General features: G+C 41.0%; 11 protein-coding genes and 1 pseudogene. 4 read left to right on the plus strand and 8 right to left on the minus strand.

Features of this window, described 5'->3' with window-relative positions; genetic code table 11:
- The first annotated feature begins 51 nt into the window (after positions 1–51).
- Both V7K49_RS17540 and ptsP read left to right on the plus strand, forming a co-directional pair.
- The gene (locus tag V7K49_RS17540; protein WP_335206613.1) at positions 52–1,248 is read left to right on the plus strand and encodes a hypothetical protein; all 1,197 of its coding nucleotides are present in this window, start codon (positions 52–54) and stop codon (positions 1,246–1,248) included.
- A 94-nt stretch (positions 1,249–1,342) separates the two neighbouring features.
- Positions 1,343–3,859 carry a phosphoenolpyruvate--protein phosphotransferase gene (gene ptsP, locus V7K49_RS17545; protein ID WP_335206666.1) on the plus strand — a complete coding sequence of 839 codons (2,517 nt, stop codon included), beginning with the start codon at positions 1,343–1,345 and terminating at the stop codon, positions 3,857–3,859.
- A 20-nt stretch (positions 3,860–3,879) separates the two neighbouring features.
- Here the strand turns inward: ptsP and V7K49_RS17550 are convergent, their stop codons facing one another.
- The 5 genes and pseudogenes from V7K49_RS17550 to V7K49_RS17570 all read right to left on the minus strand — a co-directional run bounded on the left by V7K49_RS17550 (position 3,880) and on the right by V7K49_RS17570 (position 7,272).
- On the minus strand, positions 3,880–4,269 hold the full coding sequence (locus V7K49_RS17550; protein ID WP_334871575.1) for a hypothetical protein: 390 nt from the start codon (positions 4,267–4,269) through the stop codon (positions 3,880–3,882).
- 293 nt (positions 4,270–4,562) lie between these two features.
- Positions 4,563–4,859 (minus strand): hypothetical protein, encoded by a 297-nt coding sequence (locus tag V7K49_RS17555; RefSeq protein WP_292771956.1) that lies wholly within the window; start codon positions 4,857–4,859, stop codon positions 4,563–4,565.
- A 372-nt stretch (positions 4,860–5,231) separates the two neighbouring features.
- Positions 5,232–5,849, minus strand: a pseudogene (locus V7K49_RS17560) (TonB-dependent receptor domain-containing protein); the annotation flags it as partial.
- The gene (locus V7K49_RS17565; RefSeq protein ID WP_335206614.1) at positions 5,833–6,381 is read right to left on the minus strand and encodes a hypothetical protein; all 549 of its coding nucleotides are present in this window, start codon (positions 6,379–6,381) and stop codon (positions 5,833–5,835) included. The gene V7K49_RS17565 and the pseudogene V7K49_RS17560, both read right to left, overlap by 17 nt.
- 12 nt (positions 6,382–6,393) lie before the next feature.
- Entirely contained in the window at positions 6,394–7,272 is an 879-nt protein-coding gene (locus V7K49_RS17570; RefSeq protein WP_335206615.1) for a hypothetical protein, read from the minus strand.
- A 314-nt stretch (positions 7,273–7,586) separates the two neighbouring features.
- Here V7K49_RS17570 and V7K49_RS17575 point away from each other — a divergent pair, with 314 nt between their 5' ends.
- Positions 7,587–8,219, plus strand: coding sequence for a Uma2 family endonuclease (locus tag V7K49_RS17575; protein WP_335206616.1), 633 nt, complete (start codon positions 7,587–7,589; stop codon positions 8,217–8,219).
- A gap of 446 nt (positions 8,220–8,665) precedes the next feature.
- On the opposite strand, the gene petJ is transcribed toward V7K49_RS17575, so the two are convergent.
- The 3 genes from petJ to V7K49_RS17590 form a co-directional block, all read right to left on the minus strand.
- Complete coding sequence (gene petJ, locus V7K49_RS17580) at positions 8,666–9,001, minus strand: cytochrome c6 PetJ (protein ID WP_334871480.1); 336 nt, start codon at positions 8,999–9,001, stop codon at positions 8,666–8,668.
- A 608-nt stretch (positions 9,002–9,609) separates the two neighbouring features.
- Positions 9,610–10,101: a GNAT family N-acetyltransferase gene (locus V7K49_RS17585; RefSeq protein WP_335206617.1), complete on the minus strand. Its 492-nt coding sequence runs from the start codon at positions 10,099–10,101 to the stop codon at positions 9,610–9,612.
- Between the two features lie 414 nt (positions 10,102–10,515).
- Entirely contained in the window at positions 10,516–11,688 is a 1,173-nt protein-coding gene (locus tag V7K49_RS17590; protein WP_334871478.1) for an RpoD/SigA family RNA polymerase sigma factor, read from the minus strand.
- Positions 11,689–12,489: 801 nt separating this feature from the next.
- Here V7K49_RS17590 and priA point away from each other — a divergent pair.
- Complete coding sequence (priA, locus tag V7K49_RS17595) at positions 12,490–15,135, plus strand: primosomal protein N' (RefSeq protein ID WP_335206619.1); 2,646 nt, start codon at positions 12,490–12,492, stop codon at positions 15,133–15,135.
- Positions 15,136–15,177: the final 42 nt, after the last annotated feature.

A 15,177-nucleotide genomic window follows, 5' to 3' on the forward strand; every position in this document is an offset into this window, starting at 1 on the left:
TAGCCTTAAAGTGGTAACGACAACTTCTTGTGCAATTGCGGTTAAGAGACGATGAATGCTGTAATCAATTTATTGCTTTTTTTGCTGCCGATTCTAAGTAGCCTTTTGATTGCCCAAACTTTCAACCCTCTGTCTTCTTATCAGCCTCTCCAGGCTATAGACAGGGCAGCTTTATATAAAAAACAATTAACAAATGGTAACGAAGCATATTTACAAGTTATTAATCTGGGCCAAATGCACATAGACCAAATTACTGGAGAGGTAGATAATATGGGTCTAAATGAAGGTAAATATTATAAAGGAGAAGGTAAATATTACAGCCCTTTTTTCAAAACCAAGTTGTTTTCTGAAGTTGCAGACGAATATAAGAAACTTTACGCAAATAATGTTTTTTCTCTGATTAACTGTTCTTTTTTTGAGCAATACCAATCTAGTTCTCAATTATCCTTTCCAATTAAACTGAATGGTGTAGTCATCAGTGGTGGCACTAGCCCTTATGGCCCAATCAAGCAACCAAAAGAGAAATACTATACTAATATTCACCTCAAAGCCCTAGTCTGGAATAGTAAGCAGGCATACATTACCGATTACGACCAAGTTAGTGGTGCGCCTCTGAACCAAAAAGCAGTGAACAATGCCATTGTCACTTACCTATACAGGGATCATCCGGCAAAAGTATTAGCCCAAAACCAAGCGAATAAGTATCAAATCATCGGTACTCTGGACAAAGATGGTGTTAAGGGTGACGAGCTTTTGTTGATTATGACGGTGAACCAAGCAACTCTGGACGAAGCAGCCGATTTATTACGTAAATTAGGAGTCAAAGGCGATATCATTACCGTTGACGGCGGCAGATCAACTTATTTGTTCAATTCCCAGAACGGAAATATTATTGTTCCACAACTGTCTAATCCGCAAGAAAATCCGGCTTTCCGACACCTACCTCATTATCTGGGATTCCGTAAGAAAATCAAAAATCAGGTTGCGCCAAAAATCTTGATCACTCAGCCAGTGAAGAAAGTACTTTCAAAGAAGGATCAGCCTTATTTAATATTGTGGCGGGATAATTTTGACGGTGATGTCTCGATTAAGTTGTACGATGGAAACAAACTTATCCAAAACATTTCTTCCCGTACTGCTAGCGATGGAGTTTATGAGTGGACACCACGTATTTCTGTAAAAGAAGGCTATTTTGTTCGCATTTATAGCTGGAAAGACCGGAATATTTTCGGGCAGTTGCAATTGTAATAAAGATCAGCGCTGTTTTTAGCGGTGCGGAATGGGAAAATGAAATGGATAACTAGCTAAACACAAACCTCTCAACAAGGTTGGCGGTGTGGCAGTGATCGGAATTGTCATCGTTTCTCACAGTAAACAACTAGCTCTGGGTGTGCGGGAACTCGCCGCGCAAATGGCTCACGGCCAAGTCCCTATAGCTGTTGCAGCAGGGATTGAAGATCCGGAAAACCCATTGGGTACAGATCCCATCCAGGTTTATGAAGCGATCGCTTCTGTTTTCTCTGATGATGGTGTTTTGGTGTTAATGGATTTGGGTAGTGCTTTGCTGAGTGCAGAAATGGCAATAGAGTTTCTCCCAGAAGCACAGCAGCAAAAAGTGTATCTGTGTGAAGCACCTCTAGTAGAAGGTGCGATCGCTGCTGTTGTTGCTGCTGCTGCTGGTAGGGACATTCACCAAGTGATGGCGGAAGCCCGCGGCGCCCTCCTAGCAAAAGCAACTCAATTAGGTGTAGTGAGTAGTCCGTTGTCAGTTGTCAGTAGCAACACCCCAACAACAAATGGAGAATCACCAACGCAAGAAATCCGGTTGATTGTGAGCAATCGCTTAGGATTACACGCCCGTCCCGCAGCACAGTTTGTAGCAACCGCAGCCCGGTTTCAATCCCAAATTCTGGTGCAGAATTTAACCAGAAATACTGAGCTAGTCAGGGGTGACAGTATTAACCAAGTCACAACTTTAGGGGTACGTCAAGGACACGAACTAGTGATTACTGCTACTGGTTCTGATGCAGATGAGGCGCTGGCGGCATTACAGGCATTATTCGCAAATAACTTTGGTGAAGATAATGTTGCCTTGAATTCTCCACCAGCATTTCACCATAAAGTTACTCCAGCAACTCACGGCGAACTTTCCGGAATTGCAGCTTCTGCTGGAATAGCGATCGCACCTATTGTTCATTATCAACCCACCCACATTTCGATTAGGGAATACCACGTAGATGATCCTGAGGCAGAGTGGCAACGAGTACAAGCAGCAATTCACACTGCCCGACAGGAAATCCAAGCAGTTTTTTCACAAGCATCTATTCAAATTGGTGATGCTGAAGCTGCCATCTTTGACGCCCAACTACTATTTTTAGAAGATCCAGTATTGTTGGAAGCAGCTAAAGAACGCATCTTAGAACACCATCTAAATGCTGAAGCCGCTTGGCAAGCTGTAGTAGATGAAGTAGCGACTTCCTACCACACACTTGAAGATTCTTACCTGCAAGAGCGAGTTGACGATGTTGTGGATGTTGGGCAAAGAGTGCTGCGATTACTAGCTGGGAATGCCCCTGCAAAAGTGCATCTTGATGAACCGGCGATTTTGGTAGCGACTGATTTAACTCCCTCAGATACCGCTAGACTAGATCCGACAAAGGTATTGGGTATTTGTACTACTTCAGGTAGCGCCACCTCCCACAGCGCCATTATCGCCCGGACACTGGGTATTCCCGCAGTTCTGGGAGTGGATGCCCAGGTGTTGCACTTGGCGGATGGTACAGTTATGGCACTTGATGGTGAAAGTGGCAGAGCTTGGGTAGAACCAGAATCACATATCCTAGATTTACTGGCAGCAAAGCAGTCAGCTTGGCAAACTGCCCAACAGCAAGCACGAGCTACGGCACACCAGCCAGCAATTACTCGTGATCGTCGACAAGTTAGCGTCTTCGCAAATATTGGTAGTATAAGTGATGTCCAAGTTGCTGTGGCTAGCGGTGCAGAAGGCGTAGGGCTACTCCGCACTGAGTTTTTTTATCTCGAACGGACAAACGCCCCCACTGAAGAAGAACAACTAGAAGTGTATCAGGCGATCGCCCAAGTTTTAGATAATCGTCCGTTGATTATTCGTACCTTAGATGTAGGTGGTGATAAGCCACTCCCCTATCTGAGAGTAGGGTTAAGAGAAGCTAACCCTTTCTTAGGTTCGCGGGGAATTCGTTTCTGTTTGGATAATTTAGATTTGTTTAAAACTCAGTTACGGGCAATTTTGAGAGCCAGTGTGGGACACCAAATTAAGATCATGTTGCCGATGATTGCTACTGTAACGGAGGTACGTGCAGCTAAAACAATCTTGGGTGAAGTGCAGGCGGAACTAAATCAAGCTGGTATACCCTTCGATGCAGCGATGAAAGTAGGAATTATGGTGGAGGTACCCTCAGCAGTGGCGATCGCAGATCAGTTAGCCGCTGAAGTAGACTTCTTTAGTATAGGCACTAATGATCTGAGTCAGTACGTCATGGCTAGCGATCGCACTAATCCCCGCGTGGCAAATTTGGTTGATGCGCTACACCCAGCAGTGTTAAGAATGGTGCAGCAAGCTATCCAAGCTGCCAATGCGGCAGGGATTTCGGTGGGATTATGTGGAGAATTAGCAGCTGATACTTTAGCAACACCAATTTTACTAGGTTTAGGGCTGGATGAATTGAGCGTGAATCCTCAAAGTATAGCTGGAGTCAAGCAAGCGATCGCTCGGTTAAGTATAGTTGAATGTGAAGCGATCGTGGCATCAGCATTACAACAAGATTCCGCAGTTCATGTCAGAGAACTAATCTCAACTTCAGTTACTCCGCCTGCATAATACTAATTCATAATTAATCGTTAAAATCTTATTCCCAGTTGCCCGTTAAAGCCACGAATAGAATTGTAACCAGCACCTACAAAAACGTTATTAGTAGCACCTACCTGAACACCACCTGAAACTGCAACACCTTTATCCTCTGAATAAAGTCCAACTCCTACATAGGGTGAAATCACAGGCAAACTGATAAATTTCAAAACATCTACTCCCGTAGCACCATCAGGGCCAGTTCCTAGCTCAACCCCAAAATTCAAAGCTCTAGCTCCTACAGCATAGGTTATATCACCATCTTTTCCACCGACTGAAACCCAAGGTTGTGGTATAAGTTGAGCCGATGCTTGACTTGGGGCAAATAAAGCTAACAAAGCTATGGATGTAATTAATGTTTTAGCAATAATCGCTATTTTCACGTTGTTCTTTTCCACAAACTGTTGCATCTTAATTGTTTTCTCACAACTACCCTTGCTTCAGGACTACTGTTAACTAGGTTTATCATGATGGCTAATCGTGACGGATTGAACCTCATCTGAGTGCCCAATGAGTGCAAGCATTATTTTGGTCATGTAATATTAATTACAGCATTATTCATGTATTTGAACCACATCATTAAAGGTTTGTAGTAAGCAAGAAAGCTTTGAGAGATTACCTCGTTCCCAGTCGGAGACTGGGAATGCCTACTTTGAGGCTCCGCCTCCCTTACTCACTACTCAAAAGTGGACACATCTCGCAGCACATTAGGAATTTCCCCTTGAGAAAAAGGAAACTCCAGCAAGGTTTCTCTAAGACCCAAATACCCAGATTCAGCAAACGACAAAAGCATTCGTGAAAGCGCTAACCAAACCTCCGGTTCGTATTCCCAATCACGATAACGGGAAGCTTGACCAGCAATTGAACGTAGCGCCCAAAAATAAGAGTTCCGCACCACCGAACCACCCTTCTTAAACTCTGGCAAATCTTCATGGTGGATAAAAAGTATTTTATTTTCGATTCTGGCTCTCATAGCAATTTTGAATTTTAGATTTTAGATTTTGGATTAACAGTCCATCTTAAGTAGGGTGCGTTACGGCTTCAGCCTAACGCACCATATTGTATTGCGGTGCGTCAGGCACTCGTGTCATATTTTGCTTACAAATTATATCGAAATATACGCCTAACAAACAGCAGCTATGAGCTAGGGAAGCCTCATTTACTCCTGCCTTCCCTACAGAAACTTTATTTTTACTTTATAAATTGTTTCTTATATTTTGGATTAAAAGTTTTTACCAAAAGACTGTTTCAATAATCTCAAACAATACTATTTATTCCAACAATAATGTATAGATTTTGCACTGACAAAATCTATACATTTAACCAAGAGCCTCTTTTTCAATACCTAAAAATTGGCGCTTAAACCCACACGTAAAGTAAATCCAGGGCTATATATGCGATTAACTCGCTCATATTGCTCACCGAGTAAATTCTCTAAGTAAACTGTTAGTCCTAAATTGCTAGTTAAAGGTATACGACTACTCAAATCTAAATTTACAAAAAATGGTGCAAAGTCTGTAGTCTTGTCACCAGGGTTAGTAAAGAAGGCTCTACGAGCGCCACTATTGTAAGTAACATACAAGTTAGCCTGCCAACCTGAATTTTGATAACCCACACCAGTTTGAAGTACAGAGTAGGGAATCAAACCTAATTGCAAACCTCTCTCTGATCCTGTTTTTATTTGGGAATCTGTATAAGTATAGTTGAAAAAAGTTGACTAGCCAGCCGCAATTGTTAATTGCAAAGCAGCCTCTAAACCATTGGTATCTACCAATCCAATGTTTGCCCATTTTCCATCTATTACTCCCAAGCGATCGCCTATACTACTACCAAAGTAAGTAAACTGTCCAATCAGATTTTCCGAAAAATTGACATCTACTCCTGCACTCCAACTAGAGCCAGTTTCTGGGTTTAAATCAGGATTAGGTTCCCAACCATGAACCGTATCATAAACATACAACTCTAATTAAAAAACGCAGACCTTCATTTACTGCTTCCGAATTGGGAAACATTTCTGCAACATCAGGTTCTAAAAAAACTTTTAATTTTTCAATCCTCTTGTGATTAACTTCACCTTTTATCACATGATTGTCTGTCAAAGTATGATTGGATTGAGGTTTATTCTGTATTATGGTTGTTTGGGAAGATGCAGCATTTAATTTATTAACTAATGATTCCCAACTACTAACTTTCAGGTTAAAGTGAGCTTTTGCATCCCGTAATGTTTTAAACTGTTGCTTGAGAATATCAATAGTATAAATATACTTTTGAGATACCTGTTTTTCTAGATTAAGGTCTGACTCAACCATATCAACTACTTCACTAATAAGTTGATCATGATTTTCGGCAATTTGAGCAGCAGCCCCTAAAATCCGAGAAGTTGTTTTTATTTGTACATCAGTCTCTTGTTTAAGGCGATCAGCAATACTGCGAATTTGATCTCCCAGCCTTGCTTTACCTTGTTTTCGCGTCGTTGGGAGTGATTTTTTGCTCATGAGTATGCTTATTTATTCAGAAAGTATATCTTTAATAGCCAGCCAGATACGTTTAAACTTTTGTACCAAACCCATAGGATTGTTAGTTGTTTCTTCTTCTACCGAATCAACTAGAGATTGAATCCGATCCATACGCTCTGCTACAACGTAAAGACTATTTACTGCTTCATCTTTACTTTCTAAGGATTCACGCAGTAGCACAACCATCTGGGCAATTTCGTGTTTTAGTCGTTCATTCTCAGCTTTACGGCGAGTTTCCCATCCCTTAATACCAGCTTTAGAACGTCGCTCATGCTTGAGTTCTGCTTTAGCCTCATTGTATAAAGTTAAATACATTTCTCGTTCAGAGTTTACTGCATCATATTTAGTAAGCAATTCAGTCGCTCTCACTTTTTCTGCGTTGTAGAGGCAGAGGGTTTGTTTATGACTTTGTTGTTCATCAATATAGAACTGGTAATTTTGAGTGACTCGCTCTTTTAACTCATTAGCTTCGAGTTGGCAAGTTTGGATCTCTCGCTGATAAATATGAACTAGCTGAGATATTTTCGTTTTTTCTTCGTTGTAAAGGTAGAGCGTCTTTTGATGATTTTCTTGCTCATCAATATAAAAGCGATAATTTTGAGAAACACGCTCTTTTAGCTCATTAGCCTCGATTTGGTAAGTTTGAATCTCTTGCTGAACATGAACTAGTTGGGATGCAGCTTCCTGGTATTCTTTTGCACGTTCTTGCCACTCATCACGTTGAGATACAGTTTCCTGAAGATTGGCACGGACAGTCATCAATGAAAGTCTTAACTCATAAGGAGGAGTTGGTTCTTTCTGCCGTGAGTGAGGATTATTAACAGCGTTGTCATGATTAGAATCTTTGCGATCCGCTCTTTTCATTGCCATAATTTCAGTTCCTACGTGAGCATTTGTTATAGTAAAATGTTTAGTTTAGCCAAGATGAACTTATTGAAGTGTGATCTCGGTTCTACTGGTAATATGATCTGACTCTGAGTTGAGATATCTTTTATTCTTTCTCAGGCGCTCAAATTCCCAGAGTGCGATCTCCAAGGGCTAGAAATATTGCGCTTCATAAGCAATCAAGGCTCTAAAAGGCTAAGGGCAATAAGCCTCAAAACTTCTTTCCCTGTAGCAATTACGAATTACGTTAGCATTGAGAAAACTGGAAGCTTTGCAAACACTATAGAAGGCAATAATTTATGATTCAAGTCTTACGCAAACTAGTTACATTTGATGAATTCGTTGCTAGATATCCCGATAACACAGGAAAACGTTATGAATTGCATGATGGAGTAATAGTCGAAATGTCCCAACCAACAGGCGACCATGAAGAGATTATCGTATTTTTAGTCCAGAAATTCATTCTGGAATATAGTCGCATCAGCCTACCCTATGGCATCCCAAAAACAGTACTAGTAAAACCGCTTGAAAGTGAATCGGCTTACTCACCAGATGTACTGATATTAAATCTCCCTAATTTGGTAAATGAACCTCTGTGGAAAAAAGAATCTACTGTAAGCCAAGCGGAATCAATACCCTTAGCAGTTGAGGTAGTGAGTAGCAATTGGCGTGATGATTATTTAAAAAAAGCTGCTGACTATGAAGCTGTAGGCATCCCAGAATACTGGATTGTAGACTATGCGGCTTTAGGCGGTAGGCGATTTATTGGCAACCCTAAACAACCAACTGTCTCGCTTTACACCTTAATTGAGGGAGAATACCAAGTCAGCCAGTTTCGAGGTAGCGATCGCATCGTCTCACCTACTTTAAGAGAGTTAAATTTAACCCCCGAACAAATTTTTCAAGCTGGTGGATACCCTGTACAACCCTGATAGTGCTAGAAAAGAGCGATTTCCGTTACAGACGAAATTTGTTGTCGCAAACTCTTCAGTAAATCAAAAGTTTTTTTTAGGCTTCTCTCTTTCCTTGGTTTTAAAAGTACTTAGATGCTTTTTGTAAATCAGCGATCGCTATCAGCCACAGCAAAATATTTCTGAATTTCAATCGCCTGATTGAAATTCTCTATTGCTACCTGGTAATTACCACGCCCCATCTTATCTCCACCAAATTCTCAGAAATCACCCGCTGTAATTTGTGTGATAGATATGGGTGATGAATGTGCGGATGGAGTCAAACAAATCAAAGATAAAGCAATAATTACACTGATAAATAATCACCATAAATCAGTCATAAACATCCTATCTGACAACTTCGGATATCCTAAAATTAGCGGGACAAAAAGCCCCACTAATTGTTAATCCTTGAAGTTAGATTTTATCTACTTCCAGTCTTTATCTGCTTGTGAAAGCACATAAGCAGTTACATCTTCAATCTGGTTAGGTTTCAAACGTTTGCCGAAAGCAGGCATAGCATTTTTCCCTTTTGTAACTTGGGCGATAATCGCCTCCGCTGAGTACATACCATACTTTTCCAAAGCATCTTTCTTCAGGTTTTTTTGCGCTTGAACCAGATTCTTACCTCCCGCGTGACAAGAGGCACAATTGGCACTAAATACTTTAGCTCCACTAACAGCATCTGCTGCCAATGCTGGACTACTGAAGGTAAAGGTAAAGATTGCTATGCCTAAAAGCATTACTGTAATAACTTTTTTCATTTGGTGTTCTCTCTGTCTGGAATAATGGCTTATTCAGTGCAATATCCTCCATAATTGTCAGTTGAGCCGCTGCTATAGTCAAATGACAATCTGTCAAACTTCCTTTGAAAGTTTTTGGATTTTGAATATTCCTGGTTTTAGATTCAGAGGTGTTAGTGCAGAGCGATGTCTGATGATGAAAATGCAAGTTTATATAAATTTAAATACTTTATAACCAACAAATGATACTTGTTTAAGGATGAAATATTCAAGATAAAAATTGTCCGGCTTCATCCTTTGTTCTTTAGTTTACAGCCCCTAACTGATACCAATTACCTGTCAATCAATTTTGGATTTTGGATAATAGAATTTAACTTGACCCCAGCAATCAAGTCAGGTGATGCACTGAGCGTAGCCGAAGTGGGCAAGGCATAAAATGTTTGGATAATGGAAAAATAGAATTATTCTCGTGTTTAAATTCGCAAGTCTCAAAAGTTTTAAATAATGGAACGCAAGAATATTCAATTCCAAAATCCAAAATTTAAAATTTAAAATCTAAAATTCGGTGAGGTTGCTCCAGAACTTGGAGATTTTGCCCCAAGTCTGACCAAGCTTTATTTTGTGCAGTTTCACAAAGAATTAATATGAGGAAGCATATCTTCTGTCACACGGCAAATTTGCCAATCATTTAATATAGATGCTCCCATATTACGGTAGAATGCTTTAGCTGATTCGTTCCAATCCAATACACTCCACTCTAACCGGCCACAATCACGTTCTACAGCTATCTGGGCTACTTTAGTAATCAGAGCCTTACCAATACCTTGCCTGCGATATTCTGGTAAAACAAATAAGTCTTCCAGATAAATTCCTGGCTTGGTCAAAAATGTTGAATAATTATGAAAAAATAGGGTAAAACCAACAGCTTGACCCCCAGATTCTGCTAAAATCGCTTCTATATACTTGTGTGAACCAAATAAATGCTCCTTAAGTGCCAGAGCATTGCCAGTGACAGCGTGAGATAATTTTTCATACTCAGCAAGCCCCTGAATTAATTTAAACAGTACGCTGTAATCAGCTGGTTCAGCAAAACGCACAATCAAATTGCTACACGAAGTCATTAGTCTATAGTCCATAGTTCATAGTCCATAGTCTATAGGCAAGTGTGCAAATTTTTTTAGTCATCACTAAAAAAAAGCCTAAAAAACCTACAAAACGCCTGGTTTTTGCGAATTGGAGTAGGCGAAGCTGAAGAATATAATATACAGATACAAGCTCTCTAAATTTCTTAGGAACGTGGATTTAATCAAGAGCAAGTTTTGTCCGATGTGTTATCGCCGAGAGGACAGCAGCATCAGGAATTTTAGGTGCATTAAGACAAATTTCCATAACACAACGCCAGTTGCTACAACGGAGAGAACCTCCGCAACGCACTGGGTCCCCGACGAAATTTCAAGTTTTGCACTTTATTTTATCCATGTTCGTTAGTGGAGTTAATTAGGTCAGATATTGCATCTCTATCTTCATGAATGTAATTAAATCAACCAACCTTTTAAGCGTTTGGCTATATGGGGACGTCGCAATTTTCGCATAGCTTTGCTTTGAATTTGTCGGACTCGCTCACGAGAAAGATTAAACATATTGCCAACTTCTTCTAAGGTACAGGGTTCGCTGGTCGTTAAACCATAGCGTAGAGAAATCACATCTTTCTCTCGTGGAGTTAACACGTCACCCAAGACTTCCCAAATCTCCTGACGCATCATGTTTTCATTCATTTTTGCTTCTGGAGACAGATTATCTTCATCTTCTAGCAAATCCATCAATTCCGTGTCTTCTTCTTTACCGACGCGGTGGTTGAGAGAAAGTGCTTGACGCCGTAGTTGTTGTAGTTGGCGTAGTTGTTGCACACTAATTTCCAAAGCTTCTGCCATTTCGCCTTCAGTAGGATTGCGACAGAATTTTTGTTTGAGTTCCCGTTGGGCTTTTTTCAGCTTGTTAAGCTTTTCAACAATATGAATAGGTAGCCGGATTGTCCGCGCATCGTTAGCTATAGCCCTGGTAATTGCTTGTCTAATCCACCAGTAGGCGTAAGTAGAAAATTTATATCCTTTATCAGGATCAAACTTTTCTGTAGCGCGATTTAAACCCATTGCTCCTTCCTGAATTAAATCCAGAAAAGGCACTCCCCGATTCAGATATCGCTTGGCAATAGAAACTACTAATCTCAAGTTCGAGCGAATCATTTTACGTTTCGCTACTCTACCTTGATACAAGCGACTTTCTAATTGCTTTTCCGTCATTTCTAGCTCGGAAGCTACTTCTAGCTTGGTAGGTTCCTGTCCCAGTTTTAAGTGTAAGGCAGCTTGTAATTCCCTAATTTCTTCTAGAAACCTAACTCGCCGCGCTAACTCCACCTCTTCATCAGCTTTTAGGAGCGGATAACGCGCCATCTCTTTAAAAAACGCGCCTACGGCATCATCATGCTCGGTTTTATTGTATCCCGAAGGACGAGCCGCCGCCATCTCATCCCCGTCGCGTTCGTCTGATTCCAGATTTTCTATTACAATTGGAGGTTCTTCATCTGCCACTGCATCTAAACTATCGAGTGATGGTTCTTCAATATCAGCAGTGTTCTCCAGTATTTCCATTTTTCCTAATTCAACAATATTCATAGTTTTCTTTAGGGATTGTTGCTTTATTTGGTACATAATTTAGTTACAGCTACTCGTTTGAGGCTTGGTAGTTTTCCCTAAGGGACGAATGCACCCGTTTATATAGCGAAATACAGGCTTATGCTAATTTATCTTCAGGAATAAAAATCGGCATCTACCTACCACTTATGGGTTACGGTTAGATACAACCTATAACGAAACTGGCCTTCGCACTCAGCAAAACTTTATTCTCAGGCTCTTACAGATTATATTCTTCATTTTTTTCTTAATTACCAAATATGTCAAACCCCCTCAAACTTTCTCAACCTTAACAAACATAAAATTCTCAGCTAACTATCCAAATTCCTTAAACTTTCATATATTTTTCTAAATATTTATTTTTAATTTTGAGGTGTTGGAAGTCACTGGATAAATCAAAAACCTGGTGCTGGGGTTATGTATTCCCGATTAAAGTTACCCAGATGATATAAATTACAATAATGGCAGCTTATTTTCGGGATGTTCTTACTTGTATAAAAGCATCTCATATACAGAAAGGCTTGAATATCTATCGATAGGCGGAAAAACGCTACTCCCCATTTAGTAGTTGGAGTAACTTTTGTAGACTTAGCCGAGATGCTTTTATTTGTAGAGTAGGCACCAAATATTTATTGCACGTATAGAAGAGACAAAATTGTCTAGTAGATTACATAAGAGGAAACTTATCAAGTATTATGAAGAATAACAGTATTGAGAAATACAATTAATGTCTAATAAAGCAAAAAAATAAAGTTGAATGAGCTAGGTTAATTGTGAACAGCTATGTGAGTAAAATATCTAACTATAAAGTCAGAAACTATGTATATTAATGACATAAATTTATCTCCTGTGATGGTGGCTGAACCTGGGGAATCGTATCAGTTAAGTGCAACTGTTAATAGGTGGGTTGAAGTACTGGTAGACTGTCCAGGAAGTACAGGACTATTGACTTATCGATTACCAGCCCAGTTAGAAATAAAACCAGGGGATATTTTGAGCGTGCCATTGAACGGGCAACAAATGGGAGGGGTAGCCATTCGGTTACTGGGAAAACTCCCAGCAAATTTACAACTCAAAAAAATCCTGGATGTGGAAGATATTATCCAAAGAGATTTCTTGTGCGATCGCTACTGGACTCTAATGGAACGGGTATCAGAGTATTACTACACACAACTAATTCAGGTAATCCGTATGGCGTTGCCACCTGGGTTATTGGGGCGATCGCAGCGTCGCATCCGCTTAACTGTAGCTGGTGCAGCAGTATCTATAAATACTAATCCTAATGCTTGGTTAAATACACCTTTGATGCGTGCCGTTCACCAGCCTTATTCTCACTTAATTAAGTTTTATTTACTCAACACAATTGAAAATAATTATTTAATTAAAACCCTGGTTTTGTTAAGCTTCCAAAGTTTAGTGGCGAAAATTAACAATACAGATGCTAATAAAATTCTGCAACTCCTGCAACAACAATCAGACGGCGATTATAGCTTTTGGCACTTACAGGGTCAAGTTCAACGAGCCTACCAGGCAGTCCGCGAACTGTTACGACAAGGTTTAGTAGAAAGCTACTTCGAACCGCCAAGACTGACTAAACCGAAGTTTCAAAAAGCAGTGACGCTAGTGGGGAGTACATTTGACTACGATTTAACTACTCGCCAACGAGAGATTTTGGAAGTGCTGCGGCGGCGTGGTGGGGAGTTGTGGCTAAATGAGTTCCTCCAGATTTGTAAAACAACTACCTCTACCCTAAAAGGGCTGGAGCAAAAAGGCTGTATCGTCATCGAAGAACGGGAAGTATTGCGAAGCGAACAGGGCCCAGCATTAGTAGGCGATGAGGCTAAATCCTTAACTTCTGCCCAAGCTAGCGCCTTAGCAACAATCCAGACGCTAGATGGGTTTGCTCAAGTTTTGTTGCATGGAGTGACAGGTTCAGGAAAAACGGAAGTATATTTGCAAGCGATCGCACCCCTCCTCAACCAAGGCAAATCCGCGCTTGTCTTAGTCCCAGAAATTGGACTTACACCCCAGCTAACTGACCGTTTTCGCGCCCGCTTTGGCAATAAAGTCAGCGTTTATCACAGCGCCCTTTCCGACGGTGAACGTTACGACACTTGGCGACAAATGCTCACTGGAGAACCCCAAGTTGTGATTGGTACTCGCAGCGCCGTTTTTGCCCCTTTGCCCAACTTGGGTTTAATTATTTTAGACGAAGAACACGACAGCAGCTTTAAGCAAGACTCTCCCATACCCACCTACCACGCTCGCACCGTCGCCCAGTGGCGAGCAGAGTTAGAAAATTGTCCCTTGGTGTTAGGTTCTGCTACCCCTTCGTTAGAAAGTTGGGTAAGTATGAGGAGCCAGGAAGAAGGAGCTAAGAGTTATTACTTAAGTTTGCCCGAACGCATAAACTCCCGCCCTCTACCGCCAGTGGAAATAGTCGATATGCGGCAAGAGTTGCAGCAGGGAAATCGTTCTATATTTAGTAGATCATTGCAAGAAGCTTTGCAACAGTTACAAGAAAGAAAACAACAGGGGATTTTATTTATCCATCGCCGGGGACACAGCACTTTTGTATCGTGCCGCAGTTGTGGATATGTGTTGGAATGTCCCTACTGTGATGTGTCGCTGGCGTATCACCACACCGAAGAAAAAGCGCCGGAATTATTGCGCTGTCATTACTGTAACTATGCGCGATCGCATCCCAAATACTGCCCCGATTGCAGCTCCCCTTACCTAAAATTCTTCGGTAGCGGTACTCAACGAGTAACGCAGGAATTAGCGCGACAGTTCCCAGAGTTGCGCTTGATTCGTTTTGATAGCGATACCACTCGCAACAAAGGTTCACACCGAACCCTACTTACCCAGTTTGCCAACGGCGAAGCAGATTTATTAGTAGGAACGCAAATGCTCACCAAAGGTTTGGATTTACCCCAGGTGACACTTGTGGGCGTTGTCGCCGCCGATGGATTACTAAATTTATCAGACTATCGCGCCAGTGAACGGGCATTTCAAACCCTAACTCAGGTAGCTGGACGTGCTGGTAGAGGTGATGATCCAGGTAGGGTAATTGTGCAAACTTATACTACAGAGCATCAGGTAATTGCAGCAGTGCGATCGCACGATTATCACTCTTTCTCTGAAGCTGAATTAGAACAACGGCAAGCACTCAATTATCCGCCATACGGGCGGTTAATTTTGTTGCGCTTAAGTAGTCTCGATCCGATTCAAGTGCAAAATACCGCGCAAATTATCGCCACAGCCTTGAGTACAGAAGAAGAATTCGAGATATTGGGTCCAGCACCAGCAAGTATTTTACGGGTAGCTAATCGTTATCGCTGGCAGATATTGATTAAATTTGCCCCCGATGCATTGCCACAATTGCCAGATTGGGAAGAAGTGCGAGATATCTGTCCCCAATCTGTTAGCTTAACGATAGATGTAGACCCATTAAATATTATGTAATTTTATTGGGTTAAAAATTTGATAAATCAGGTTTATCTAGAT

The sequence above is a fragment of the Nostoc sp. genome, assembly GCF_036919675.1.
Taxonomy (GTDB): Bacteria; Cyanobacteriota; Cyanobacteriia; order Cyanobacteriales; family Nostocaceae; genus Nostoc.

Coding starts and splice junctions, on each gene's coding strand:
- V7K49_RS17540 (WP_335206613.1), top strand. CDS start 52: ATGAATGCTGTAATCAATTTATTGCTTTTTTTGCTGCCGATTCTAAGT.
- V7K49_RS17555 (WP_292771956.1), bottom strand. CDS start 4,859: ATGAGAGCCAGAATCGAAAATAAAATACTTTTTATCCACCATGAAGAT.
- V7K49_RS17565 (WP_335206614.1), bottom strand. CDS start 6,381: ATGAGCAAAAAATCACTCCCAACGACGCGAAAACAAGGTAAAGCAAGG.
- V7K49_RS17570 (WP_335206615.1), bottom strand. CDS start 7,272: ATGGCAATGAAAAGAGCGGATCGCAAAGATTCTAATCATGACAACGCT.
- V7K49_RS17575 (WP_335206616.1), top strand. CDS start 7,587: ATGATTCAAGTCTTACGCAAACTAGTTACATTTGATGAATTCGTTGCT.
- petJ (WP_334871480.1), bottom strand. CDS start 9,001: ATGAAAAAAGTTATTACAGTAATGCTTTTAGGCATAGCAATCTTTACC.
- V7K49_RS17585 (WP_335206617.1), bottom strand. CDS start 10,101: ATGACTTCGTGTAGCAATTTGATTGTGCGTTTTGCTGAACCAGCTGAT.
- V7K49_RS17590 (WP_334871478.1), bottom strand. CDS start 11,688: ATGTACCAAATAAAGCAACAATCCCTAAAGAAAACTATGAATATTGTT.
- priA (WP_335206619.1), top strand. CDS start 12,490: ATGTATATTAATGACATAAATTTATCTCCTGTGATGGTGGCTGAACCT.